This window comes from Micromonospora thermarum, from assembly GCF_012034245.1.
GTDB classification, from domain to species: Bacteria; Actinomycetota; Actinomycetes; order Mycobacteriales; family Micromonosporaceae; genus Micromonospora; species Micromonospora thermarum.
In genome coordinates this window covers 13,678-36,779 of record NZ_JAATEO010000011.1, presented here as the reverse complement: position 1 = coordinate 36,779, position 23,102 = coordinate 13,678, and the positions used below count along the sequence as shown (strand labels likewise).

Below are 23,102 nucleotides of genomic sequence, written 5' to 3'. Positions count from 1 at the left end.
TCATGGTTGCTCCGGCCACTGTTCGGGGTATCGATCAGGCCCCGACGTCCCACCCCAAACTGCTCGCCTGGGTCCGTGAGGTCGCGGAACTGACCACTCCCGACCGGGTCGTCTGGGTTGACGGGTCCGACGAGGAGTGGCGTCGTCTCACCGACGAGCTCGTCGAGGCCGGCACCCTGATCCGGCTCAACCCGGAGAAGAAGCCCAACTCGTTCTACGCGCGGACGGACCCGACGGACGTCGCCCGGGTCGAGGAGCGCACCTTCATCTGCTCGGTCGACGAGGCGGACGCCGGCCCCACCAACAACTGGATGGCGCCGGCCGAGATGAAGCGGACGATGACGGAGCTGTACCGCGGCTGCATGCGCGGACGCACCATGTACGTCATCCCCTTCTGCATGGGCCCGGTCGAGGCCGAGAGCCCCATGTTCGGCGTCGAGATCACCGACAGCCCGTACGTGGTGGCCTCGATGCGGATCATGACCCGGATGGGGTCGAAGATCCTGGAGGCCATGGGCGACGACGCCGACTTCGTGCACGCGCTGCACTCGATCGGCGCCCCGCTCGCGCCCGGCCAGCAGGACGTGGCGTGGCCGTGCAACGAGACGAAGTACATCTCGCACTTCCCGGAGACGCGGGAGATCTGGTCCTTCGGCTCCGGCTACGGCGGCAACTCGCTGCTCGGCAAGAAGTGCTACTCGCTGCGTATCGCCAGCGTGATGGGCCGCGACGAGGGCTGGCTCGCGGAGCACATGCTGATCCTCAAGATCACCTCGCCGGAGGGCAAGGTCTACCACATCGCCGGCGCCTTCCCGTCGGCGTGCGGCAAGACCAACCTCGCCATGCTGGAGCCGACCATCCCGGGCTGGAAGGTCGAGACCATCGGTGACGACATCGCCTGGATGCGGTTCGGCCCGGACGGGCGCCTCTACGCGATCAACCCGGAGTACGGCCTCTTCGGCGTCGCGCCCGGCACCGACTGGAAGACCAACGCCAACGCGATGCGGACGCTGGAGCGGGGCAACTCCATCTTCACCAACGTGGCGCTGACCGACGACGGGGACATCTGGTGGGAGGGCATGGGAGAGCCCCCGGCGCACCTGATCGACTGGAAGGGCAACGACTGGACGCCGGAGAGCGACAGCCTCTCCTCCCACGCGAACAGCCGGTTCTGCACCCCGATCACCCAGTGCCCGATCCTCGCCGAGGACTACTACGACCCGAACGGCGTGCCGATCGACGCGATCCTGTTCGGCGGCCGCCGCCGGGACACCGTCCCGCTGGTCACCGAGGCGCGCGACTGGGTGCACGGCGTCTACATGGGCGCGACGCTCTCCTCGGAGACCACCGCCGCCGCGTCCGGCGCGGTCGGCGTCGTCCGCCGCGACCCGATGGCCATGCTGCCGTTCATCGGCTACCACGGCGGTGACTACTTCCGGCACTGGATCGAGATGGGCAAGGGCGCCGACGGCGACGAGTCGAAGCTGCCCAAGATCTACTACGTCAACTGGTTCCGCAAGGACCCGGAGGGCAACTTCCTCTGGCCCGGGTTCGGCGAGAACTCGCGCGTGCTCAAGTGGATCGTCGAGCGCATCGAGGGTCGCGCCGAGGCCGTCGAGACCCCGATCGGCATGGTCCCCGCCCAGGACGCGCTGGACGTCGAGGGCCTGGACATGACCCCGGAGGACGTCCGGATCGCCCTCAAGGTCGACGCCGACGAGTGGCGCAACGAGCTGCCGCTGGTCACCGAGTGGTTCGAGAAGTTCGGTGACAAGCTGCCCGGCGTGCTCTGGGCCGAGCTGGACGCGCTGCGCGCCCGGCTCGACGCGGAACAGCCGCAGAAGTAGGTGTGACTCCCGCACCCGCGGGGCACCACGGGTTCCCATGAGGACGGCCGCCGAGACCACCGAGGTCCGGCGGCCGTCCGCCGTCCGGGCCCTCACGACCTTGCTCGCCGTGACGGCGGCCGGGACCGTCGTGGTCGAGCTGCTCAATTTCTGGTACGCCCCGGAGCAGGGCTTCGGTCTCGCTGTCCGGACCGGGTGGGCGCTGCTGCGCTCGCTCGGCTTCCTCCTGCTCATCGGGCACGTCCGGCGGGGCCGGACCGTCGCCCGACCGTTCGGGCTGATCCTCGCGGTCACCACCGTCTTCGCCGTCGGGCGGCTGATCGTGCCCCGCCAGGGCGTGCCGCCCCTGCCCGGGCTGCTCGGCTTCGCGCTGCTCACGACGCTCTGCGCGGCTGTCGTGTGGCTGCTGTACCGCTCACCGGCGCTGGCCGGGCACCTGGTGCGGCACCGGCCGCGGCTGGTCATCGACCGGCGCGGCGTCCGGATGCAGGAGCTGCCGCCGCGCCGGCCGGAGGTCAGCGGCTGGCTGCTCACCGGGCGGGTGGCCGCGTTCACCTACAGCCCGCTCATGCTGGTCCCCGCCCTGGTCGCCGGCGGCGCGGTGCTCGACGGCCGGTTGGCGGCGGTGCCCGCAGTGCTGTTCTGGTTCGCCGCAGGGATCGTCACCAGCTACGCGGTGCTGTTCTGCACCGCCTTCCTGCTGCGCGGCAAGCACTGGGCCCGCACCCTGCTTGTCGTGGTCACGTTCGCCGTCCTCGCCGTCGACCTGCCGCTGTGCTGGTGGCTGCTGGGCGTCGACGGACTGGTCCGGGACGGGGGCCCGCTGGTCGCCGCCGCTGTCCTGACCCTGTACGCCCTCCACCGCGCGACCCGCGCCGACAAGGGCGCCCCGGCCTGATGGCCCCCGCCGAACCCTCCGGGAACGCCTCACCCCCCTTTGCTCTGCTTCAACCCACGCAACACTTCCGACCGGTTTCCGGTGCGTCCGTTGAAGCAGAGCAAAGGGGCCGGGAGAGTGGTGTCCGTGGCGAACAGCGGCGGGACGGACGACGAGTTCGACGTGGTCGTGGTCGGTGCGGGGCCGGCCGGGTCGGCCGCCGCGCTGGCGGCCCGGCGCGCGGGAGCGCGGGTGCTCCTGGTGGACAAGTCCGACTTCCCCCGGGACAAGCCCTGCGGGGACGGTATCGCCGCCCACGCGCTCGACGTCCTCGACGAGTTGGGCGTACCGGACGCGGTGGCCGGTTACGCCCCGCTTCCGGCGCTGCGCCTGGTCGGCCCGGGAGGCGGAGCGGTGGCGCGGGCGCTGCCCCGGCCGGCGTACACCGTGCCCCGGACGGTCTTCGACGCCCGGTTGGTCGCGGCGGCGGTCGCGGCCGGCGCCCGGCTGTGCCGGCACGCGGTCCGGCGGGTCGAGGTGCGGGCCGACCGGGTGGTGCTCGACGGGCGGATCGCCGGGCGTGCGGTGGTGGGCGCGGACGGTGCCGGCTCCGTCGTGCGGCGGGCCCTCGGGCACCGCCCGAACCCGGACCGCCACCTGGCCCTGGCCCTCCGGGGCTACGCGCCCGCGCTGCCCGGCCCGCCCGAACAGCTCATCGTCACGTCGGCGCCGCGCTGGCCGGCGTACGCCTGGTCGTTCCCGATCGGCGACGGGCGCGCGAACGTCGGGTACGGGGAGGTGCTGCGGGGCGAGCCGCTGACCCGGGCCCATCTCGTCGAGCGGCTCGGCGCGCTGCTGCCCGGCACCGACCCGGCTGCGGTGACCGACCTGCGTGCCCACCACCTGCCGCTCTCCACCCGGCGACCCGCGCCGGGGCGAGGGCGGGTGGTGCTGGCCGGCGACGCGCTCTCACTGATCAATCCGTTCACCGGGGAAGGGATCTTCTACGCCCTGCTCTCCGGGGCGCTGGCGGGTGCGGCGGCCGCCGGCGCGCCGGAGCACGCGGCCCGGCGGTACACCGAGGCGCTGCGTCGCCGGCTCGGCGTACACCTGCGGCACAGCTCGGTGGCGGCCTGGCTGGCACGGCGGCGGCCGGTGGTGGACGCGGCGGTCCGGGCGGCGACCCGGGACGACCGGGTCTACCGGACGGTGGTCGAGCTGGGGCTCGGCGACGGCCGGCTGGATGTCCGCACGCTCGGCCTGATCGGCCGCGGTCTCGTGACGCGGGAACGGCATCCCGTCACCTGATCCGTCGCTCCGGTCGCTACCCTGGCAGGTGATGACTCTGCGGGATCTTGTCTATTCGGTGTACGAGCGCCGGCTCACGGCCAAGCTCGCGGGCAAGCCGGTGCCCCGGCACGTCGGCGTCATGTGCGACGGCAACCGCAGGTGGGCCAGGGAGATGGGCTTCGTCGACCCGAACGACGGCCACCGGGTCGGCGCCGAGCGCATCAAGGAGCTGCTGCGCTGGTGCGACGCCGCCGGCGTGGGGCACGTGACCCTGTGGCTGCTCTCCACCGACAACCTCTCCCGGCCGGCCGCCCAGCTGGACCCGCTGCTCCAGATCATCGAGGACCTGACGACCGAGCTGGCCGAGGAGGGCAACCCCTGGCGGCTGCGCATGGTCGGCGCTCTCGACGTGCTGCCGGCGCACCACGCGGCGGCGCTCAAGGCGGCCGAGGAGCGCACCCGGGAGCGCACCGGCGGCGCGCAGGTCAACATCGCGGTGGGGTACGGCGGCCGGCGGGAGATCGCCGACGCGGTGCGCTCGCTGCTCCACGAGCACGCGAAGGCCGGCACCAGCATCGAGCAGCTGGCCGAGGCGCTCGACGTCGAGCACATCGCCGAGCACCTCTACACCCGGGGGCTGCCCGACCCGGATCTGATCATCCGGACGAGTGGCGAGCAGCGCCTCTCGGGCTTCATGCTCTGGCAGTCCGTGCACTCGGAGTTCTACTTCTGCGAACTCAACTGGCCGGACTTCCGCCGCGTCGACTTCCTGCGCGCGCTCCGCTCGTACGCCAACCGCCAGCGGCGCTTCGGCGCCTGACCCGGGCCCGGCGTCCGCCGGGCGCTCGGGCGGTGGGTCGTCAGGTGAGCCGGCGGACGGCGTCGGTGAGGAAGTCGCCGAGGGCGGCGGGGGAGTCGATCGTGAGGTCGGCGGCGTCGGCAACCTCCTGGCCGGTCTCCGGGTTCGACACGGCGACACAGACGCCGAAGAAGTGCGGGTCGGCGGCGGCGCGGGCGCGCAGCGCCGCGAAGGCCTTGATGTCGGAGACGTCGTCGCCGAAGTACCAGGCGCCCTCGGCGTCCCGGACCACCTCGTCGATGACCATGCCCTTGTCGCGGTCCACGGGGGGCTTCAGCTCCAGGACCATCCGGCCGGCCTGGACGCGCAGGCCGAGCTGCTCGGCCCGGGCACGGCCCCACTCCTCCACGGTCGCGCCGAGGTGGGGGGCGGTACGCCAGTGCAGCGCCACGGAGAGTCGCTTGTACTCCACGAGCGCGCCGGCGGGCAGTTCGGCGCGGGCCTGGTCGGCGAGGTCCGCCATGGTGGGCACCCAGGGCAGCGCGGCCGGCTCGGTCACCGTCTCCCCGCCGGAGTGGCTGTGCTCCAACCCGTACAGGCCGTAGAGGTCGACTCCGGCGAGCCCGCCGAGGTGGTCACGGAGGAACTCCACCGGGCGCGCGGAGACGATCGCCACCCGGCGTACGACGGGGGCGAGTGCCTCGATGGCCGTCAGCACCTTCGGCGCCGGCTGGACGGCGGTCGGGTCGTCGTCGACCGGCGCCACCGTGCCGTCGAAATCGAAGAAGAGGACTGTCCCAGCCACCCGGGCGGCGGTCGTGCGCCACGCCAGGTCGGCGTTCAACGGAGTCTTCGGCTGCTGCTTGCCCACATTCAACGGCGGCACGCGCGACAGCGTACCCCGGGTATGGCGGCTCATTCCTGGCCGTGACGTACCCCTCCGCCCGGCCGCGTGGTGGGCGGCCGCGTGGGGCCGGCGGGTGCGGGGTCAGCGTTCGGCGGCTCCCCGTCCCCGGCGTCCGAACGGAACGACGGCCGCCTCCTGGCTGTGGCTGAGCAGGTACCCCTCCACGAATCCACTGTTCCGGTCGCCGGTGCTGGTTTCGATCTCGTTGAGCCGGGCCACCAGGAACTCGGTGAGCGCGCTGACCCGGTCGTTGAGCCGGTCGTGCAGTTCGGCGACGACGGCCAGGACGACCGCGGTGCCGGCGGCGGTGAGCGTGACGAGATTGACGAGCAGGGGAAGCTGCTCGCCGTTCACCGCCAGGATCACGGCGTTACCGGTCAGGCACAGTGTCAGCGACACGGTGGCGACCATGACTGCCAACCACTTCAGGGTCATGGACAGACCCTCCTTCTGTCCCGCAGGGCTGGGTTCGGCCTTGTCCCGTCCCCCCGCCGACGACGAGCCCAAGCAGTACGAATACGGACGCTAGCGCGCCGAATCCGGCCCCGGAGCGAAACGAATGAGTCTGACCAGCCGTTCTTTCGCCATCTGAGGAACTACCCGGCCTGTTTACCTCGTTTTCGGACGTCGACCGGGAGAGTCGGGCGATATGCGAGGTAGCGGATGGTCTCGCGGATGTGGAACTTCTCCGCGTCCGACACGTTGGGGTCGACCAGCCGGCGCAGCAGCGCCTCCACGTCGGGGTCCATCGGGGGCGGCGCCGGAGCGGTCCGCGGGGTGGCCCGCCGGTCCCAGCCCAGCGCGGCGAACGCGGTCGCCGGGTTGAGGCCCAGACCCTCGCAGAAGGCCACGACGCGTTCCGCTTCCGGGTCGCTCGCCCAGTCGCCCCGGACCCACCGGTTGATCGTCTGGCGGGAGACGCCGGTGCGCCGGGAGACCTCGGTCCCGCTCCACGCTCGGGTGGCACGTGCCTCCTCGAGGGCGCGGCGGACGAAGGTGGCGAAGGCGATCTTCCGTGCGTTGGCGGTCTCGGTCACCCGGTGACCGTACGGCCAGCCGCTCGTCAATGCCTCGCCCGGCACGCGCTTGTCACGCGAACGTGACGACGTATTCGGTTTCCCGGTAAACGATCCGGGGCGACTTCTGAGGGGTGTCACCTGGGCAGAATAGATAAACGTTGGTGCGGGGGTAATCAGACGAAAAGCTGATACTGTCACGCCCATGGGACAACCTACCGTGTGTCACGTGCAGGAGACGATGAGTGCTCACATGCGTGACATCTCCGGCACGAGGGGGGAACGGTGACCGAACTCGCCACCCGTGCGCAGGCCTTCGGTCTGATCGCCGACGGTGTCGCCGCCGGCCTGAGCGCACCCTGGCGCCTCTACCTGGCGCGGGGCTGCCGCTACCTCTCCCTCAGTGTCGGCGACCGCGCGGAGTGGAACGCCTGGCGTACCCACCTCGGCTGCCCCGAACTCAGCGTGCGCGTCTACGACGCCGGCGGCGAGATCCGCCGCGCGTCGGTGGCCGAGGTCGTGCTGGACGGGTGCCGGATCAGCGTCGAGCTGGTGGAGGAGGTCAGCACCGACGACCTCGACCGGCTGCTGGTCGTCGATCCCACCCCGGCCGAGCCGGAGGAGCGATGAGCACACAGGTACGGCACGCCGGAGCGGCCGGATGAGTCCGTTCCTCGCCGTCTTCCTCGTCCTCGTCCTCGCGGCCACCAGTTACGCCGCGGGGCGCCTGCACGGTCAGCTCAGCTACCGGATCGGCTACCGGTTCGGATACCGGCAGGGCTACTTCGACGGTGACCGGGGTGCCTGGAACCGGCGCCGGCGGGACGCCCAGGCGGCCATCGCGTCCGCGCTCGCCGGGCCGCCACCACCCGACAACGCCGCCCGGACCCGGGTCACCGGAACGGTGGTCCGCCCGGGCACCACGTACACCGGCTCGTCGTTCACCACGCCGGCCGCCCCGGTCACCGAGCGGCACCCGACCGGCACGCTGGTACGACGGACCGGCTAGTGCGGTGCCCGGGAGCGTTGCCCGTGTCGCGGCAACGTTCCTGGACACCGCTCCAGGCCCGGCCGACGGGGACCCGAGACCCGTCGGCCGGTACGTGAGGGCGCGGTGCGTCGTCCGCGGCGGACACGCACCGTCGGGGTCAGGTCAGACCGGTGACGCTGGCCCCGCCGGCCGGGATGCGCGCAGGGGGCATGCATCCCGGCCGGTTCCGCCGCGCGGCCGGTGCGACCCGCCCCGGCGCCCGTCGCGCCACACCGGCCGCCTGCCGGCCCTGTTCGTCCGCCGGTCGATGGAAGATCCACGTCGCCCTCTAGCCGGGACGGTCCGGCGCCGCTAGCGTCTAGGCATGGCACGGGGTTGTCCCGGGCCAGCCGGCAAGCCCGGATCTGCGACCTCGCGCACGGGGCCCGCATCCGACCCCGTGTCCCCGGGCACCGGAGGAGGCGGAACGCGGATGGCGGGTGCCCATCCGCCGGAGCAGGCCTGTGACGACTCGCCGTACGACCGCCGGTGTCGACCAGACCCCGGCCGCGACTGCCACGACCCGCCGCGCCACCCGGAGCCGCCGCCCCGCGGCCGTCCCGGCCGGCAGCGAGGAGCCCCGACCATCCGGCCAGGCGTTCGTCCTGGACACCTCGGTGCTGCTCTCCGACCCGGCGGCGTTCCACCGGTTCGCCGAGCACGAGGTGGTGCTCCCGCTGGTGGTCATCTCCGAACTCGAAGGCAAGCGACACCACCCGGAGCTGGGCTGGTTCGCGCGCCAGTCGCTGCGACTGCTGGACGATCTGCGGGTGCGGCACGGCCGGCTGGACCGGCCGGTGCCGGCCAACGACCACGGCGGCACGCTGCGCGTCGAGCTGAACCACACCGACGACGGGGTGCTGCCCCCAGGGTTCCGCACCGAGTCCAACGACGCCCGCATCCTGTCCGTCGCGCTGAACCTCGCCTCCGAGGGGCGCGAGGTCACGCTGGTCAGCAAGGACATGCCGCTGCGCGTCAAGGCGGCGTCGGTCGGTCTGCGGGCCGACGAGTACCGGCACGGCCAGGCCAGCGACCCCACCTGGACCGGGATGTCCGAACTGGAGCTGACCGAGGACCAGATCAGCCGCCTGTACGCGGGTGAGTCGCTGGACGTGGACGAGGCTGCCGGGCTGCCCTGCCACACCGGTCTGGTGCTGCACTCCACCCGCGGCTCGGCGCTCGGCCGGGTGCTGCCCGACAAGACCGTCCGGCTGGTCCGGGGCGACCGCGAGGCGTTCGGCGTCCACGGCCGCTCCGCGGAGCAGCGGATCGCGCTGGACCTGCTGCTGGACGACTCGGTGGGCATCGTGTCGCTCGGTGGCCGGGCCGGCACCGGCAAGTCCGCCCTGGCGCTCTGCGCCGGCCTGGAGGCGGTGATGGAGCGCCGCCGGCATAAGAAGGTGGTCGTGTTCCGCCCGCTGTACGCGGTCGGCGGCCAGGAGCTCGGCTACCTGCCGGGTTCGGAGTCGGAGAAGATGTCGCCGTGGGCGCAGGCGGTGTTCGACACCCTCGGCGCCGTGGTCCACGAGAACGTCCTCGATGAGGTCACCTCCCGCGGGCTGCTGGAGGTGCTGCCGTTGACCCACATCCGGGGGCGCAGCCTGCACGACGCCTTCGTCATCGTGGACGAGGCGCAGTCGCTGGAGCGTGGCGTGCTGCTGACGGTGCTGTCCCGCATCGGCCAGGGCTCCCGTGTCGTGCTGACCCATGACGTCGCCCAGCGGGACAACCTCCGGGTCGGGCGGCACGACGGGGTGACCGCGGTGATCGAGGCGCTGAAGGGCCATCCGCTCTTCGCGCACGTCACGCTCAGCCGATCGGAGCGGTCGCCGATCGCCGCCATGGTGACGGATCTTCTGGAGGACAACCCACTCTGACGCCCGCTTTGGGCGGATTGGCTAACATAATTTGTGTGGTGCAAGTCACAATTGGGCCTCTTGGTTTCCCATCAGCCTCACTGTGCGCGATCGTGTCCCACGAGCGCTCACGCACCACGAAGATCGTCGGTGATCGTTCGCCCGCTCCGGCGGGACGACATCGACGGCCCGGGGTGGGTCGGCCGCGACCGTTGGGTCGGGGCGCTCGCGGCGCGGATCCCCGCCCCTCCGGTGCGGTGCGCGTCGTGTCCTTGCACCCGACGAAGGGACCACTTCGTGAATCGGCTGTGGAGCCGGTTGGGCGCCCGTACGGCCGCTGTCGCGCTGCTCTCCGTGGGCGTCGCCGGTGGCTTCTACCTGGGCGGCGACCGGGATCAGGGCCAGAGCGCGCAGGTCGGCGTCGCGGTCGAACAGGCCGCGCTGGCGCAGGCCCGCCAGGTGCACTCCGCGACGGAGCGGACCGCCGAGTACCAGGAGAAGCTGCGGGCGGCCGCGGCCGCCGAGGCGGCCGCCGAGCGGAAGCGCCGGGCCGAGGCCGCCGCGGCGTCGCGGAAGAAGGCCCGCGAGGCCGCCGCCAAGGCCGCCGCCGAGACGAAGGCGGCCGAGAGCAAGCCGTACGACGGGCCGATCCCGTCCTCCTGCGAGGAGTACAGCGGCAACCGGAAGATCGGCTGCGCGCTCATGATCGACGCGGGCTTCGGCATCGACCAGTTCCCCTGTCTGGACAAGCTCTGGACCAAGGAGAGCGGCTGGAACCACAAGGCCCGCAACCCGTCCTCCGGGGCGTACGGCATCCCCCAGGCGCTGCCCGGCAGCAAGATGGGCTCGGTGGCCGACGACTGGGAGACCAACCCGGCCACCCAGATCAAGTGGGGGCTCGGATACATCAAGGGCCGGTACGGCACCCCGTGCGGGGCCTGGGCCCACTCCCAGGACGTGGGCTGGTACTGATCGACCGTCGGTGGCGGGGTGTGGTCGGCCACACCCCGCCACCGGCGTTTCCACCGTCGGACGCCCTCTCGGGTGGCGGCTGTGGCCGTCACCTGATAGCTGTTGACAGGTGACCCTCCTCCCGGGAAGCGGCGACCCGCACCGATTCGGCACCGAGGCGTTCTACGCCGCACTCGGCCGGGCCTTCGTCGCCATGTGCGCGGTGGTGCCGTTCCTGTTCCTCATCGAGGCCGTCGACCAGGGCCTGGCGTTCGGGCTCGACCCGGCGGCCGGCATCATCCCGAAGCGGATCGATGGCCTCGACGGGGTCTTCTTCTCACCGTTCCTGCACCACGGCTTCGACCACCTCTACAGCAACAGCATCCCGCTGATCCTGCTCGGCACCTTCGTGCTCGCCGCCGGTGCCCGCCGCTTCCTCTGGTCCACACTGATCATCGTGCTGGTCAGCGGCCTCGGCGTCTGGTTCACCGGCTCGTCCAACTCGGTGGTGGTCGGCGCGAGCGGCGTCATCTTCGGCTACCTCGGCATCCTGCTCACCCGCGGCATCGTCGAGCGGAGCTGGTGGAACTTCGCGGTCTTCCTCCTCGTCGGCCTGCTCTACGGCTGGCAGCTCGTCGGCATCCTCCCCACCGACGAGCGCATCTCCTGGCAGGGCCACCTCTTCGGGCTGCTGGGCGGCGTCGTCGCCGCGATCATCTTCCGGCGGCGCCGGCCGGACATCGGCGGCCCGTACCACTCGGAGTCGACGCTCACCCTGCCCTGAGCTGCGGCGACGCCAAGGCGCGCCGCGCATGGGACACCCTTGCCTGACCGTCGCACCGCCTCTACCGTCAGAGATCAGCACCCGTTGATCCGTGAGCGGAAAGCGACGGTACGCCCATGCGCGAGGTCGATGTCGCGGTGATCGGAGCCGGGCCCGCCGGCCTCTTCGCGGCGTACTACGCCGGGTTCCGCGGGCTCTCGGTCGCGGTGATCGACGCGCTGCCGGAGCCCGGCGGCCAGATCACCGCGATGTACCCGGAGAAGCTGATCCTCGACGTCGCCGGGTTCCCGGCCGTCAAGGGGCGGGACCTGGTGGCCAACCTGGTCGCCCAGGCCGCCCCCTACGATCCGCTCTACCTGCTCGGCACCCGGGCGGAGAAGCTGTCGTACGCCGACGGCCGGCCGGTGCTCGGTCTCGCCGGGGGCGAGCAACTGGCCTGCGGAGCCGTCCTGATCACCGGTGGCCTGGGCAGCTTCACGCCCCGCCCGCTGCCGGTCGCGGAGCACTTCGTCGGCGGCGGCATCGTCTACTTCGTACCGCAGCCGGCCGACCTCGCCGACCGGGACGTCCTCATCGTCGGCGGCGGTGACTCCGCCTTCGACTGGGCACTGACCCTTCAGCCGCTGGCCCGCTCGGTGACCCTCGTCCACCGCCGGGAGAAGTTCCGGGCGCACGCCGCCACCGTCGCCCGCGTGCTCGGCATGCCGGTACGGGTGATCGTGAACGCCGAGGTGACGAAGCTGCACGGCGACGGCACGGTGACCGGCGCCGAGATCACCGTCCGCGGCGGCGCGGCCGAGGTGCTGCCGGTCGACACCGTCGTCGCGGCGCTGGGCTTCACCGCCGACCTCGGCCCGCTGGCCGAGTGGGGGCTCCGCCTGGACCGCCGGCACGTCGTGGTCGACAGCACGATGGCCACCAACCTGCCCCGGGTGTTCGCCGCCGGCGACATCACCGAGTACCCGGGCAAGGTCCGGCTGATCGCCACCGGCTTCGGCGAGGCCGCCACGGCGGTGAACAACGCGGCCGTGGTGATCGACCCGAGCGCCCACCTGTTCCCGGGCCACTCCTCCGACGGGACCTGAACTTCGCCCGGTCGTGGGCGGAACGAGACCCGTCGCTGCGACCGTACGACGATGGACGCTCGCGTACCGCCGCCGAGAGACGGCGCCGCCACCGCGCTCGCCTGGCTGGGGCCATCCGGCCGGCGCTGGACGGTCAGCCGGCGATCGCGACGGGGTCCGGGTACGGCGGCTCCTGGCCGGAGGGGCCCGACGAGGGGGCGTGGTGGCTCAGCGGCGACGGGGGCCACACGTGGCGCTCGGCCGAGCCCGACGAGTTCCGCCGCCTCAGGTCCACTGCGGGGTACCCGCGGAAGCAGGGGTGCACGCCGGCGGGTGACCGGTGCTACCGGGTGGTGGCCGGCCGGCTGAGGGTGGAGGAGAGCGACGACGGCGGACGCTCCTCGCGCACCTCGTGGGAGGTGCCGGAGGCGCAGCGGGAGGCGCTGGCCCGCCGGTACCCGGAGCCCGGGGACGTCGACCGCCACTTCTCCTCGCGGGAACTGGTCGTGTTCGGCACCGACGGTGGCACGGCGTCCTCGTCGCCAACGGCTGGGACGGGTTCGCGTTCCGGCACCCGGACGGCCGGTGGGAGCGGGTGGGTTCCCTCCAGGTCGACTGGGAGGACGACACCGCCGGATGGGACCGGGCCGGCCCGGCTCGCCGATCCGGCGCGGACTCCGGCGACGAACCCGCCGTACCCGCCCGTGCGGGCGTGAGGACGGGCGGGTCCCGCGTCGCTCAGTGCGGCAGGCCGATGAGGTCGGCCATCAGGCCGGTCTGGTGGTCGAAGTACTCGTCCCGGTGTGGCAGGGCGCGGTTGATCCGGCCGAACAGTTCGAAGCTGATCAGCCCGAAGAGCTGCGTCCACCCGGCCATGCCGCGGGCGAGCAGCGCCTCCGGCAGCCCCGGGAAGTACGCCGCCGCGATCTCGGCCAGGTCGGCACGGACCGGCTCGGGCAGCTCGTCGGCCGGCGGCGGGGTGAGCTGGCCGGCGGCCAGCCCGTCCCGCAGGATGCCGACCAGGGTCACCGGGGGGCGTTGCGCCGGCTCGACCGTGGTGTCGGGCGCCGCGTAGCCGGGGACCGGGCTGCCGTAGAGCAGCGCGTACTCGGCCGGGTGGGCGAGCGCCCAGCTCCGGGCCGCCCGGCACACCGCGTGCCAGCGGCCGCGCAGGTCGGCCGGGTCGGCGGCGGCGTCCGCCGCCTCCACCGCGTCGCCGAGTGCCTCGTACGCCTCGAGGATGAGCGCGGTGAGCAGGTCGTCCCGGCTCGGGAAGTAGCGGTAGATCGCTGACGAGACCATGCCGAGGTCCCGGGCGACCGCCCGCAGCGACAGGTTGGCCCCGTCCGTGGCCAGGTGGCGGCGGGCCACGGACTTGATCTCCTCGATCATCCCGGCGCGCACCCGGGCCCGGAAGGTGTTGGCGACCATGGGCCCACTCTGCCACGAGTGAGAGCGCCAATCAAAACCGAGAGCACCGCTCTTGACGGTTGTCGTCAGGTGCGGCATGCTGGACGCGTCGCCGAGAGCAGTGCTCTCGGACTGGATCCCCGCTTCGAAAGGTGACCCCTGATGTCGCTGCACGTGATCGTCGGCGCCGGACCCGTCGGCACCGCCACCGCCCGCCTGCTCGCCGAGCGCGGCGAACGGGTGCGGGTGGTGAGCCGCCGGGGCGCCGGCCCCGAGCACCCGGCCGTCGAGCGGGTCGCCGCCGACGCCACCGACGCCGACCGCCTCACCGCCCTGACCACGGGCGCTGCCGCCCTCTACAACTGCGCCAACCCCGCGTACCACCGGTGGCCGATCGACTGGCCGCCGCTCTCCGCCGCCCTGCTCAGCGCCGCCGGGCGCAGCGGTGCCGTGCTCGCCACGGTCGGCAACCTCTACGGGTACGGCCCGGTCGACGGGCCGATGACCGAGGCCACCCCGCTCGCGGCGACCGGCACCAAGGGACGGGTCCGCAACCGGATGTGGGCCGACGCGCTGGCCGCCCACGAGGCGGGCCGGGTCCGGGTGACCGAGGTCCGCGGCTCCGACTACCTCGGCGCCGGCACCACGTCCCTCACCACGATCGTGCTGCCGGCCGTGCTGGCCGGCCGCCGGGTGGTCGTCCCGGCCGACCTCGACGTCCCGCACACCTTCACGTACGTGGGCGACGTGGCCCGCACCGTGGTCGCCGCCGCCACGGACGAGCGAGCCTGGGGGCGTGCCTGGCACGTGCCGAGCCCGCCCGCGGTCACCGTGCGCGAGCTGGCCACCCGTGCCGCGACGCTGGCCGGCGCACGCGCACCGAGAATGACCCGCCTGCCGTACGCGGCGGTCTGGCTGGGCGGGCTGGTCAACCCGTTCGCCCGGGAACTGCGGGAGACGGCGTACCAGTTCGACCGCCCGTACGTGATGGACTCGACGGCCGCCGAGCGGGCGTTCGGGATCGCGCCGACCCCGCTCGACGAGGCCCTCGCCGAGACCATCGGCGCGCTTCGGGTGAGCGCCGCCGAGCGTTAGGGCCCTAGGAGAGGCCCTTACCGCTTGGCGGCGATGAGGACGGCGACCAGGGTCAGCGCCGCGCCGAGCAGGGTGGTCGGGCCCGGGTGCGAGGCCGCGGTCGGCAGGGCCAGGTCCAGCGCGACCGCACCGACCACCTGGCCGGCGATGGTGGCCAGGCCGAGCAGCAGGACACCGGTGAAGCGGACGATGGCGGCGGCGACCGCGATGAAGACGATCCCGATCAGGCCGCCCAGGTACAGCCACGGCTCGGTGGGCAGCGCGCCGGCGGGACGGCCGCGTACCGCCACGTCGACCGCGAACACGGCCAGCAGGGCGACCGTGCCGACGGTGAAGTTGACCAGCGTGGCGGTCAGCGCGCTGCCGGCCGCCCGGCTGACCCGCCCGTTCACCGCCTGCTGCCAGGCGATGGCCACCCCGGCGAGCAGCGGGAGCGGAGCCAGCGCCAGGGCGTCGGGGTCGCCGAGCCGGTCGCCGACCGCCAGCACGACCGCGACCACGGTGAGCAGCGCTCCGGCCAGGCGCCGGGCGGTCACCGGCTGCCGTCCGGTCGGGCCGAGGCCGGCCCGGTCGACCGCGAGGCTGCTGCCGGACTGGCCGGCGACCACCGCCACGGTGAAGACGGCGACGCCGAGGGTGCCGATCGTGAGGCCCTGGGTCGCCACCAGGAACGCCCCGCACACCCCGCCGAGGCACTGCCACGGACGCAGCGTCCGCGCCGCGAGCGCCCCGCGTAGGGCGGCGAGCCCCCGCCGCCCGCGCGGGGTGGCGGGGACCAGCACCAGCAGCACCAGCAGGCCCCCGCCGAACGAGATCACCGCCGCGGCGATCCCGTCGGCCAGGCGTACGCCCAACTCGCCGTTGATCCGGGACTGCACGGCCACGGCCAGCCCGGAGGCGGTCGCGAGGCCCACGCCGGCGATCCGGCGGGTCGCCGACGGGGTCGGCCGGACCAGCGTCCCGGCGGCGCTCACTCCTGCTCGGCCAGGGGGCGGCCGTCGAAGTCCACCGCCGAGTACAGCGCCAGCTTCTCCAGCCGGTGGTACGAGTCGATCACCCGGATCGTGCCGCTCTTGGACCGCATGACGATCGACTGCGTGTACGCCCCGCCCGCCTTGTACCGCACGCCGCGCAGCAGGTCGCCGGAGGTGACCCCGGTGGCGACGAAGAAGCAGTTGTCACCGGTCACCAGGTCGTCGGTGGTGAGCACCCGGTCCAGGTCGTGCCCGGCCGCGAGGGCCTTCTCCCGCTCCTCGTCGTCCCGCGGCCACAGCTTGGCCTGCATCACGCCGCCCATGCACTTGAGGGCGCAGGCGGCGGTGATCCCCTCGGGCGTACCGCCGATGCCCATCAGCACGTCGACGTCGGACTCGCCGCGGGCGGCGGCGATGGCGCCCGCGATGTCACCGTCGGAGATGAAGCGGATGCCCGCCCCGGTGCGCCGGATCTGGGCGACCAGGTCGTCGTGGCGGGGCCGGTCCAGGACGCAGACCGTGACCTCGGAGACGTCCGTGCCCTTGACCTTGGCGATGCGCCGCAGGTTGTCCGCGACGCCGGCGTTGATATCCACCACGTCGGCGTACATCGGGCCGACCGCGAGCTTCTCCATGTAGAAGACGGCGCTGGGGTCGAACATCGCGCCGCGCTCGGCCACCGCCAGCACGGCCAGGGCGTTCGGCATGCCCTTGCTCATCAGCGTGGTGCCGTCGATGGGGTCGACCGCGACGTCGACCTCCGGGCCGGTGCCGTCACCGACCTCCTCGCCGTTGAAGAGCATCGGGGCGTTGTCCTTCTCGCCCTCGCCGATCACCACGACGCCGCGCATCGGGATCGAGTTGATCAGCTTGCGCATGGCGTCGACGGCGGCCCCGTCGCCGCCCTCCTTGTCGCCCCGGCCGACCCAGCGGCCGGCGGCCATCGCCGCGGCCTCGGTGACCCGGACCAGGTCGAGGGCGAGGTTGCGGTCGAGGTTCTGTGGGGTCCGCGTCCTGGTGTTCGTCATGACGGCTCCTCCTCGCGACGGTGCGGGGTGGACCGGCAGGGTGCGGCGTCGCCGCTGCCGGCTTTGTGGCTGATCCTCACACGATCCCGGGCGGCGCGTGGTGGCGGGGCGGTGATGGGTCGGATACGTCTCGTCGGGCGGCTGCGAAGATGTCGGGGTGGAACCCGCACAGCCTGCCGACCGCGTACCCGCCGACCGGACCCCTCCGGAGGGCCAGCCGCCGGTCGATCCCGCACCCGCCGGCGCCGTACCGCCGGGGGAGCCGGCCCTGGTCGAGCCCGCCGGCCGCCCGGCGGCGCCGCCCACCGTCGGCGCGGCGGAGACCGGGGAACTTCCGGCCCCGCCACCGGCCGCCGACGCGCGTCGCTCGGAGCGCTCACCGAAGGACATGGCGATCTCGCTGCTCGTGCTCCTGATCCCCATCGCCCTGCTGCTCGCCTTCTACCGGGGGTTCCTCGGCGGCGACCAGCCCACCGTGGTCGACCCGGCACCCGCGCTCGCCTCGGCGCGGGCGGCGAACGCCTTCCCGGTCAGCCAACCGGAGGGCCTGGGTGCGGGATGGCGCACGGTCAACGCCTCCTTCCAACAGGTCGAGGGCGGGGCGACGCTGCGCCTGGGTTACCTGACGCCGGAGGGGCGGGGCGTCCAGGTGGTGCAGAGCAGCGTGCCGGCGGAGCGGCTGCTGCCCACCGAGCTGACCGACCAGGGGCAGCCCCAGGGGCAGGCGGACCTCAGGGGGCGCACCTGGCAGCGGTACACGGCCCGGGGCAACGAGCAGGCACTGGTGCTGCTGGAACCGGCCCGCACGGTGATCGTCGTCGGTGACGCGCGGGACAACGAGCTGCGGGCGCTGGCCGGGTCGCTGGGCTGAGCCGTGTCCCCCACGCGTGGGTGGGATCGGCTAGTCTGCCCCGGCTCGATGCCCGGCGGATTCGTCACGCCGGGTGACGTCCTGTTTCGAAGAGAGATGACTGTGAACATTCGACGGTGGAGCGTCGGCGTCCTCGCCGCCACCCTGTTCGTCCCCGGCCTGGCCGCCTGCAACTCCGGTTCCACCGAGCCGACCGCCGCCGCCAGCGCGGCTGTGCCGGCCGACCCGAAGGAGGCGCTCCTCGCCTCGACCAAGGAGATCGAGAAGGGCAACTTCACCTTCACGATCGCCGGGGACGGGCTGACCGGTCAGGGCCTGGTGCACAAGCCGAGCAACAGCGCCACGATGAAGCTCAACTTCGATGACGGCTCAGGCACCTCCTTCAGTGTGGACCTGATCCACATCGCGCCGGAGAGCTGGGTGAAGGCCGACTTCGGCGCCCTGGCCGACAGCGTGCCCGCCCTGGCGAAGATGAAGGACAAGTACCAGCACCTCGACCAGTCCAAGGTCAAGGACTCGGACTCCCTCGGCATCAACCTGGAGGAGGACGTGGACCCGGCCGGCGCGGACGCGCTGGTCAAGGCCGTCACCGACGTCCAGAAGACGGGCGAGGGCACGTACACCGGCAAGTTGGACGCCTCCGCCGTCAGCGACGCGGACGCCCTGGACGCCGACCTGGTCAAGGCCTTGGGCGACAAGGCCAAGGCGCTGCCCTTCACCGCGAAGCTGGACGCGGAGGGCCGGCTCACCGAGCTGGTGGTCTCCGTGCCGGCGGCCGGCGAGTCCAAGGCGCACGACATCAAGGTCACCTACGCCGACTACGGCTCGGCCAGCGCTGCCCAGAAGCCTCCGGCGGACCAGGTCATCGAGGCGAGCGACGAGACCTACCAGATGTTCCAGTAGGACGGTCCGGCGGCTCCCGCCGCCCTCGCGGGCCTGTGTCGGCGTCACAGTGATGCGTCGACGCAGGCCCGTTCGGCGTTCTCCGGCCGGGTCGTCCGTCCGGGGGATCCGGAGACACCGGTGATTGCGTGACGCGACGGCAGGGAACAGACAGGGATGCGACCTGACCGGCTCCGGCAGCCGGAATGGCTCGCGCGGCGCGGCCGGTGGTGGCGCGCCGCCCGGTACCGGCCGCCGCGAGGCGTGCCGGGTGACCCACCTGGGAGACACGAATGACTGTTCGACGCCTGAGCGCCGGCCTGGTGGCCGCCGCGTTGTTCGCACCCGGTCTCGCCGCCTGCAACGCCGACGGCACCCCGCAGGCCGGCTCGTCCGCCACGCCCTCGGCCACCGCGTCGGGATCGGCGCCCGCCACCGGCGTCCCCTCGGACGCCAAGCAGGCGCTGCTGGACTCGACGCGGGAGATCAGCAACGGCAACTTCCGCTTCACCATGTCCGGCGGCGGCTCCACCGCGGAGGGGCAGGTGCACGAGCCCAGCCAGAGCGCGCAGATGAAGGTGGTGCTCGGCAAGCCGACCGATGACCTGTCGATGACCCTCGACCTCGTCCACATCAAGCCGGACAGCTGGGTGAAGCTTGATCTCGCCGGCCGCACCGCCACCAGCGTGCCCGGCGTGCAGAAGCTCAACCTCGGCAAGTACCAGCACCTCGACCAGACCCGGATCCAGGGGAACCGGAACCTGGCCTTCGACTTCGACCAGGTCGACCCGGCCGGCAGCGCGGTGCTCACCCAGGGCGTCACCGAGGTACGGAAGACCGGCGAGGGCGCGTACGCCGGCACGCTGGACGTGTCGAAGGCCGCCGACGCCGGGTCCGTCGACCCCGCCGTGATCACCGCGCTCGGTCCGCAGGCGCGTACCGTGCCCTTCACAGCGAAGCTGGACCCCCAGGGCCGGCTCAATGAACTGGTCCTCCAGATCCCGGCCGCCGGCCAGTCGCCCGCGCAGGAGATCCGGATGACCTACTCCGACTACGGCAACGCCACGCCGGCCCAGCAGCCGCCGGCCGACCAGGTGGTCGAGGCGCCCGCCGAGTTCTACAACCTGTTCAAGTGACGCGCCGGGGCGCCTCCGGCCGCCGCGCCGGGGGCGCCCTCGCGTCTGCCGACCGGGACGGTCAGGATTCGGCGGCCTCCTGGCGGGCGGCGTCGAGGCGGGCGCGGGCGCCGTCCAGCCACGCCTGGCAGATGCCGGCCAGCTTCTCGCCGCGCTCCCAGAGCGCCAGCGACTCCTCCAACGTGGTGCCGCCGGCCTCCAGCCGCTCGACCACCGACGCCAGCTCGGCGCGGGCCTGCTCGTAGCTGAGCCGCTCTTCCTTGGTTTCCTCGCTCATCGAGCCCATCCCACCACACCGTCCCGACACCGCCGAGGACCGTAGTCCCCCCGTCCTCCAACATGATCGCGCTCCGACGATGAAGTAGTGGCCTCCGCACGGCACACGGCAGGAGCGCACTACTTCCGGGTTCGAGCAGGATCATGGCCGCCGGACCGGCGCTGGTCAGCCGTCCACGGTCGCGGCCAGCTCGCCGTCGGCGAGGCGTACCCGCAGCGGATCCCCCTTGGCGACCTCGGACGCCGCGCGGACGACGTGGCCGTCGGCCCGCTGCACGATGGCGTACCCGCGGTCGAGGGTGGCGGCGGGGGAGAGCGCGCGCAGGCGGGCCAGCGTGTGCCGCAGGTCGTCGTCGGCGGCGGTCAGCCGGTGGTCGAGGCAGCGCAGCGCCCGCTGGCGCAGCCCGGTCACGTCGGTCGCCCGCTGGTCGACCATCACCTGCGGTCGGGCCAGCACCGGCCGCGACCGGAGCAGGTCGAGGCGATGCGACTCCCGGTCGACGAGGTTGCGGACCGCCCGCTCCAGCCGGGACCGGGCCTGCCCGATGAGGCGTACCTCCTCGGCGAGATCGGGAACCACGCGCTTGGCCGCGTCGGTCGGGGTGGAGGCGCGGACGTCGGCGACGTAGTCGAGCAGCGGCGCGTCGGTCTCGTGGCCGATCGCGCTGACGACCGGCGTACGGCAGGCGAACACCGCCCGGCACAGCGCCTCGTCGGAGAAGGGCAGCAGGTCCTCGATGCTGCCGCCGCCCCGGGCGATGACGATCACGTCGATGCTCGGATCGGCGTCCAGCACCTTGAGCGCGTCGACGATCTGCGGCACGGCGCTCGGCCCCTGCACGGCCACGTTGACCGTGCGGAACGCCACCGCCGGCCAGCGCCGGCGGGCGTTGGTGAGCACGTCCCGCTCGGCGGCGCTCGCCCGCCCGGTGATCAGCCCGATCCGGTTGGGCAGGAACGGCGGGCGGCGCTTGCGCGCCCGGTCGAAGAGCCCCTCGGCGGCCAGCAGCTTCTTCAGCTTCTCCAGCCGGGCCAGCAGCTCGCCGAGCCCCACCTGGCGGATCTCGTCGGCGCGCAGGCTCAGAGTGCCCCGGGCGGCGTAGAACTCGGGCTTGGCGTGCAGCACCACGCGGGCGCCCTCGTGCAGCTCCGGCGCGCCGGAGTCCAGGACGTCCCGGTTGGTGGTGACGGTCAGGCTGAGGTCGGCGGACGGGTCCCGCAGGGTGAGGAAGACGGTGCTGGCCCCGGGGCGGCGGCTGATCTGCGCGACCTGCCCGTCCACCCACACCCAGCCCAGCCGGGCGATCCAGGCGCCGATCTTCTGGCTGACCACCCGGACCGGCCACGGCTCCTCGGAACTGCTCCGCGGAATCTCGGCTCCCGTACTCACCCGCCCACCCTAGTTCCCACTCCCGACAGGCGGATCGGGCGCTGGGCCCGTGGTGCGGCTGTGGTACGGGTCGCAGCCGCTGCCGGTCGAGTAGCCGGCACGTACGATGGGCGGGTGACTGAGGTTGAAGCGACGTCCCGGACCGGCAAGCGCGTGATCCTGGCGAAGCCCCGCGGCTACTGCGCGGGCGTCGACCGGGCGGTGCAGACTGTCGAGGAGGCGCTCAAGCTCTACGGCGCGCCGATCTACGTGCGCAAGCAGATCGTGCACAACAAGCACGTGGTGCGCACACTGGAGGCCCAGGGCGCGATCTTCGTGGAGGAGAACGAGGAGGTGCCGGAGGGCGCCACCGTCGTCTTCTCCGCGCACGGCGTCGCCCCCGAGGTGTACGAGCAGGCGAAGGCGCGCTCGCTGAAGGCGATCGACGCGACGTGCCCGCTGGTCACGAAGGTGCACCAGGAGGCGAAGCGGTTCGCCGCCGAGGACTACGACATCCTGCTGATCGGCCACGAGGGGCACGAGGAGGTCATCGGCACCTCCGGCGAGGCCCCCGAGCACATCCAGCTGGTCGACGGGCCGGAGGGCGCCGACCGGGTCACCGTCCGTGACCCGAACAAGGTCGTGTGGCTCTCGCAGACCACGCTGTCCGTGGACGAGACGATGGAGACGGTGGCGCGCCTGAAGAAGCGGCTGCCGATGCTCCAGTCCCCGCCGAGCGACGACATCTGCTACGCGACCAGCAACCGGCAGCACGTCGTCAAGGAGATCGCGCCGGACTGCGACGTCGTGATCGTCGTCGGCTCGACGAACTCGTCCAACTCGGTCCGCCTGGTCGAGGTGGCCCTCGACGCCGGCGCCCGCGCCGGTCACCTGGTCGACTTCGCGCACGAGATCGACGACGCCTGGCTGGAGGGCGCGACGACGGTCGGCCTGACGTCGGGCGCCAGCGTCCCGGAGGAGCTGGTCCAGGACGTGCTGGCCCACCTCGCCGCGCGCGGCTTCGCCGACGTCGAGGAGGTCGTGACCGCCAACGAGCGGCTGACCTTCTCGCTGCCGCAGGAGCTCAAGCGGGACATCAAGGCCGCCGCGGCGGCCCGGGCCTGACCGACGGAACGGCCGGCGCCTCCGGTACGTCAGAGATCGGTATGAGGACCACTCGGCTCGCCGTCCCGGCGCTGGCCGTCTGCCTGGCGCTCGCCGCCTGCGGCGGACAGGGTACGGGCGACGGCACCCCCACCCCGACGGGAGCATCGCCCGTGACCGACTCGCCGATCCCGGAGCCGACCACCCCCGGTGCTGTCCCGCCCACCTCGCCGGCCGCCCCCACGCAGCCGGTCCCGACGGTGAGCCCCAAGCGGCCGGGCGGGCCGACGAAGCCACCGCCGGTCGGGGCCGCCACGTTGACCGGGACGGTCGAGTCCGGTGTCGAGCCCGGCTGCCTGCTGCTCGACGGGTACCTGCTGATCGGCGGGCCGCGGGACGTGATCACCGCCGGCGCGACCGTGACGGTGACCGGCAAGATCCAGCCCGACATGATGACCACCTGCCAGCAGGGCATCCCGTTCCTGGTGGAGACCGCGGCGCGCAAGGGCTGACGGTGGTCGACCCGTAGACGCAGG

The 23,102-nt window shown here is 72.8% G+C and carries 25 protein-coding genes; 16 read left to right on the top strand and 9 right to left on the bottom strand.

The annotated features are described in order from the left end of the window. The first annotated feature begins 2 nt into the window (after positions 1-2). The 4 genes from HCJ94_RS12095 (at position 3) to HCJ94_RS12080 (ending at position 4,834) form a co-directional block, all read left to right on the top strand. Complete coding sequence (locus HCJ94_RS12095) at positions 3-1,847, top strand: phosphoenolpyruvate carboxykinase (GTP) (protein WP_168001096.1); 1,845 nt, start codon at positions 3-5, stop codon at positions 1,845-1,847. 37 nt (positions 1,848-1,884) lie between these two features. Further along, positions 1,885-2,745, top strand: a complete 861-nt coding sequence (locus HCJ94_RS12090) for a hypothetical protein (protein WP_168001095.1) — start codon at positions 1,885-1,887, stop codon at positions 2,743-2,745. Between the two features lie 126 nt (positions 2,746-2,871). Then, a complete protein-coding gene (locus HCJ94_RS12085; protein WP_168001094.1) occupies positions 2,872-4,032 on the top strand; it encodes a geranylgeranyl reductase family protein in 1,161 nt (386 codons plus the stop codon). A gap of 31 nt (positions 4,033-4,063) precedes the next feature. Continuing rightward, entirely contained in the window at positions 4,064-4,834 is a 771-nt protein-coding gene (locus tag HCJ94_RS12080) for an isoprenyl transferase (RefSeq protein ID WP_168001093.1), read from the top strand. 40 nt (positions 4,835-4,874) lie between these two features. Here HCJ94_RS12080 and otsB read toward each other — a convergent pair whose 3' ends face one another. The 3 genes from otsB to HCJ94_RS12065 form a co-directional block, all read right to left on the bottom strand. Next, a complete protein-coding gene (gene otsB, locus HCJ94_RS12075) occupies positions 4,875-5,699 on the bottom strand; it encodes a trehalose-phosphatase (RefSeq protein ID WP_168001092.1) in 825 nt (274 codons plus the stop codon). 102 nt (positions 5,700-5,801) lie between these two features. Next, positions 5,802-6,155: a hypothetical protein gene (locus HCJ94_RS12070; protein ID WP_168001091.1), complete on the bottom strand. Its 354-nt coding sequence runs from the start codon at positions 6,153-6,155 to the stop codon at positions 5,802-5,804. Between the two features lie 161 nt (positions 6,156-6,316). Then, positions 6,317-6,757 carry a helix-turn-helix domain-containing protein gene (locus tag HCJ94_RS12065; RefSeq protein WP_168001090.1) on the bottom strand — a complete coding sequence of 147 codons (441 nt, stop codon included), beginning with the start codon at positions 6,755-6,757 and terminating at the stop codon, positions 6,317-6,319. Between the two features lie 264 nt (positions 6,758-7,021). Here HCJ94_RS12065 and HCJ94_RS12060 point away from each other — a divergent pair, with 264 nt between their 5' ends. The 6 genes from HCJ94_RS12060 (at position 7,022) to HCJ94_RS12035 (ending at position 12,442) form a co-directional block, all read left to right on the top strand. After that, positions 7,022-7,366, top strand: a complete 345-nt coding sequence (locus tag HCJ94_RS12060; RefSeq protein ID WP_168001089.1) for a hypothetical protein — start codon at positions 7,022-7,024, stop codon at positions 7,364-7,366. 31 nt (positions 7,367-7,397) lie between these two features. Then, positions 7,398-7,745 (top strand): hypothetical protein, encoded by a 348-nt coding sequence (locus HCJ94_RS12055; protein ID WP_168001088.1) that lies wholly within the window; start codon positions 7,398-7,400, stop codon positions 7,743-7,745. A gap of 485 nt (positions 7,746-8,230) precedes the next feature. Further along, positions 8,231-9,643, top strand: coding sequence for an RNA 5'-3' helicase PhoH2 (phoH2, locus tag HCJ94_RS12050; protein WP_168001087.1), 1,413 nt, complete (start codon positions 8,231-8,233; stop codon positions 9,641-9,643). Positions 9,644-9,919: 276 nt separating this feature from the next. Next, the gene (locus HCJ94_RS12045; RefSeq protein WP_168001086.1) at positions 9,920-10,594 is read left to right on the top strand and encodes an aggregation-promoting factor C-terminal-like domain-containing protein; all 675 of its coding nucleotides are present in this window, start codon (positions 9,920-9,922) and stop codon (positions 10,592-10,594) included. Between the two features lie 109 nt (positions 10,595-10,703). After that, complete coding sequence (locus tag HCJ94_RS12040; protein WP_168001085.1) at positions 10,704-11,357, top strand: rhomboid family intramembrane serine protease; 654 nt, start codon at positions 10,704-10,706, stop codon at positions 11,355-11,357. 116 nt (positions 11,358-11,473) lie between these two features. Continuing rightward, complete coding sequence (locus HCJ94_RS12035) at positions 11,474-12,442, top strand: NAD(P)/FAD-dependent oxidoreductase (protein WP_168001084.1); 969 nt, start codon at positions 11,474-11,476, stop codon at positions 12,440-12,442. A gap of 322 nt (positions 12,443-12,764) precedes the next feature. Here HCJ94_RS12035 and HCJ94_RS12030 read toward each other — a convergent pair whose 3' ends face one another. Together HCJ94_RS12030 and HCJ94_RS12025 are read right to left on the bottom strand one after the other, a co-directional pair. Continuing rightward, complete coding sequence (locus HCJ94_RS12030) at positions 12,765-12,950, bottom strand: hypothetical protein (RefSeq protein WP_168001083.1); 186 nt, start codon at positions 12,948-12,950, stop codon at positions 12,765-12,767. Positions 12,951-13,159: 209 nt separating this feature from the next. Further along, positions 13,160-13,852 (bottom strand): TetR/AcrR family transcriptional regulator, encoded by a 693-nt coding sequence (locus HCJ94_RS12025; protein ID WP_168001082.1) that lies wholly within the window; start codon positions 13,850-13,852, stop codon positions 13,160-13,162. 141 nt (positions 13,853-13,993) lie between these two features. Here HCJ94_RS12025 and HCJ94_RS12020 point away from each other — a divergent pair, with 141 nt between their 5' ends. Further along, positions 13,994-14,926, top strand: coding sequence for an NAD-dependent epimerase/dehydratase family protein (locus HCJ94_RS12020; protein ID WP_168001081.1), 933 nt, complete (start codon positions 13,994-13,996; stop codon positions 14,924-14,926). Between the two features lie 17 nt (positions 14,927-14,943). On the opposite strand, the gene HCJ94_RS12015 is transcribed toward HCJ94_RS12020, so the two are convergent. Together HCJ94_RS12015 and glpX are read right to left on the bottom strand one after the other, a co-directional pair. After that, a complete protein-coding gene (locus HCJ94_RS12015) occupies positions 14,944-15,900 on the bottom strand; it encodes a DMT family transporter (RefSeq protein WP_168001080.1) in 957 nt (318 codons plus the stop codon). After that, positions 15,897-16,928 (bottom strand): class II fructose-bisphosphatase, encoded by a 1,032-nt coding sequence (glpX, locus tag HCJ94_RS12010; protein ID WP_168001079.1) that lies wholly within the window; start codon positions 16,926-16,928, stop codon positions 15,897-15,899. Before glpX ends, HCJ94_RS12015 begins: the two co-directional genes overlap by 4 nt. 157 nt (positions 16,929-17,085) lie before the next feature. Here glpX and HCJ94_RS12005 point away from each other — a divergent pair, with 157 nt between their 5' ends. From HCJ94_RS12005 to HCJ94_RS11995, 3 genes are all read left to right on the top strand, one after another. Continuing rightward, on the top strand, positions 17,086-17,799 hold the full coding sequence (locus HCJ94_RS12005; RefSeq protein ID WP_168001078.1) for a DUF4245 domain-containing protein: 714 nt from the start codon (positions 17,086-17,088) through the stop codon (positions 17,797-17,799). Positions 17,800-17,895: 96 nt separating this feature from the next. Next, on the top strand, positions 17,896-18,702 hold the full coding sequence (locus HCJ94_RS12000; protein WP_205801125.1) for a hypothetical protein: 807 nt from the start codon (positions 17,896-17,898) through the stop codon (positions 18,700-18,702). Positions 18,703-18,974: 272 nt separating this feature from the next. Continuing rightward, positions 18,975-19,817: a hypothetical protein gene (locus tag HCJ94_RS11995; protein ID WP_168001077.1), complete on the top strand. Its 843-nt coding sequence runs from the start codon at positions 18,975-18,977 to the stop codon at positions 19,815-19,817. Positions 19,818-19,878: 61 nt separating this feature from the next. Here the strand turns inward: HCJ94_RS11995 and HCJ94_RS11990 are convergent, their stop codons facing one another. Both HCJ94_RS11990 and xseA read right to left on the bottom strand, forming a co-directional pair. Further along, positions 19,879-20,094 (bottom strand): exodeoxyribonuclease VII small subunit, encoded by a 216-nt coding sequence (locus HCJ94_RS11990; RefSeq protein WP_168001076.1) that lies wholly within the window; start codon positions 20,092-20,094, stop codon positions 19,879-19,881. Between the two features lie 165 nt (positions 20,095-20,259). After that, on the bottom strand, positions 20,260-21,426 hold the full coding sequence (gene xseA, locus HCJ94_RS11985) for an exodeoxyribonuclease VII large subunit (RefSeq protein WP_373684277.1): 1,167 nt from the start codon (positions 21,424-21,426) through the stop codon (positions 20,260-20,262). 171 nt (positions 21,427-21,597) lie between these two features. Here xseA and HCJ94_RS11980 point away from each other — a divergent pair, with 171 nt between their 5' ends. Both HCJ94_RS11980 and HCJ94_RS11975 read left to right on the top strand, forming a co-directional pair. Next, positions 21,598-22,587 carry a 4-hydroxy-3-methylbut-2-enyl diphosphate reductase gene (locus HCJ94_RS11980; RefSeq protein WP_168001074.1) on the top strand — a complete coding sequence of 330 codons (990 nt, stop codon included), beginning with the start codon at positions 21,598-21,600 and terminating at the stop codon, positions 22,585-22,587. A gap of 41 nt (positions 22,588-22,628) precedes the next feature. Further along, on the top strand, positions 22,629-23,078 hold the full coding sequence (locus tag HCJ94_RS11975; RefSeq protein ID WP_168001073.1) for a hypothetical protein: 450 nt from the start codon (positions 22,629-22,631) through the stop codon (positions 23,076-23,078). The last annotated feature ends 24 nt before the right edge of the window (positions 23,079-23,102 follow it).

Coding starts and splice junctions, on each gene's coding strand:
- HCJ94_RS12080 (WP_168001093.1), top strand. CDS start 4,064: ATGACTCTGCGGGATCTTGTCTATTCGGTGTACGAGCGCCGGCTCACG.
- HCJ94_RS11975 (WP_168001073.1), top strand. CDS start 22,629: ATGAGGACCACTCGGCTCGCCGTCCCGGCGCTGGCCGTCTGCCTGGCG.
- HCJ94_RS12055 (WP_168001088.1), top strand. CDS start 7,398: ATGAGTCCGTTCCTCGCCGTCTTCCTCGTCCTCGTCCTCGCGGCCACC.
- HCJ94_RS12025 (WP_168001082.1), bottom strand. CDS start 13,852: ATGGTCGCCAACACCTTCCGGGCCCGGGTGCGCGCCGGGATGATCGAG.
- glpX (WP_168001079.1), bottom strand. CDS start 16,928: ATGACGAACACCAGGACGCGGACCCCACAGAACCTCGACCGCAACCTC.
- HCJ94_RS12095 (WP_168001096.1), top strand. CDS start 3: ATGGTTGCTCCGGCCACTGTTCGGGGTATCGATCAGGCCCCGACGTCC.
- HCJ94_RS12000 (WP_205801125.1), top strand. CDS start 17,896: ATGACTGTGAACATTCGACGGTGGAGCGTCGGCGTCCTCGCCGCCACC.
- HCJ94_RS12035 (WP_168001084.1), top strand. CDS start 11,474: ATGCGCGAGGTCGATGTCGCGGTGATCGGAGCCGGGCCCGCCGGCCTC.
- HCJ94_RS12070 (WP_168001091.1), bottom strand. CDS start 6,155: ATGACCCTGAAGTGGTTGGCAGTCATGGTCGCCACCGTGTCGCTGACA.
- HCJ94_RS11990 (WP_168001076.1), bottom strand. CDS start 20,094: ATGAGCGAGGAAACCAAGGAAGAGCGGCTCAGCTACGAGCAGGCCCGC.
- HCJ94_RS12020 (WP_168001081.1), top strand. CDS start 13,994: ATGTCGCTGCACGTGATCGTCGGCGCCGGACCCGTCGGCACCGCCACC.
- HCJ94_RS11995 (WP_168001077.1), top strand. CDS start 18,975: ATGACTGTTCGACGCCTGAGCGCCGGCCTGGTGGCCGCCGCGTTGTTC.
- HCJ94_RS12090 (WP_168001095.1), top strand. CDS start 1,885: ATGAGGACGGCCGCCGAGACCACCGAGGTCCGGCGGCCGTCCGCCGTC.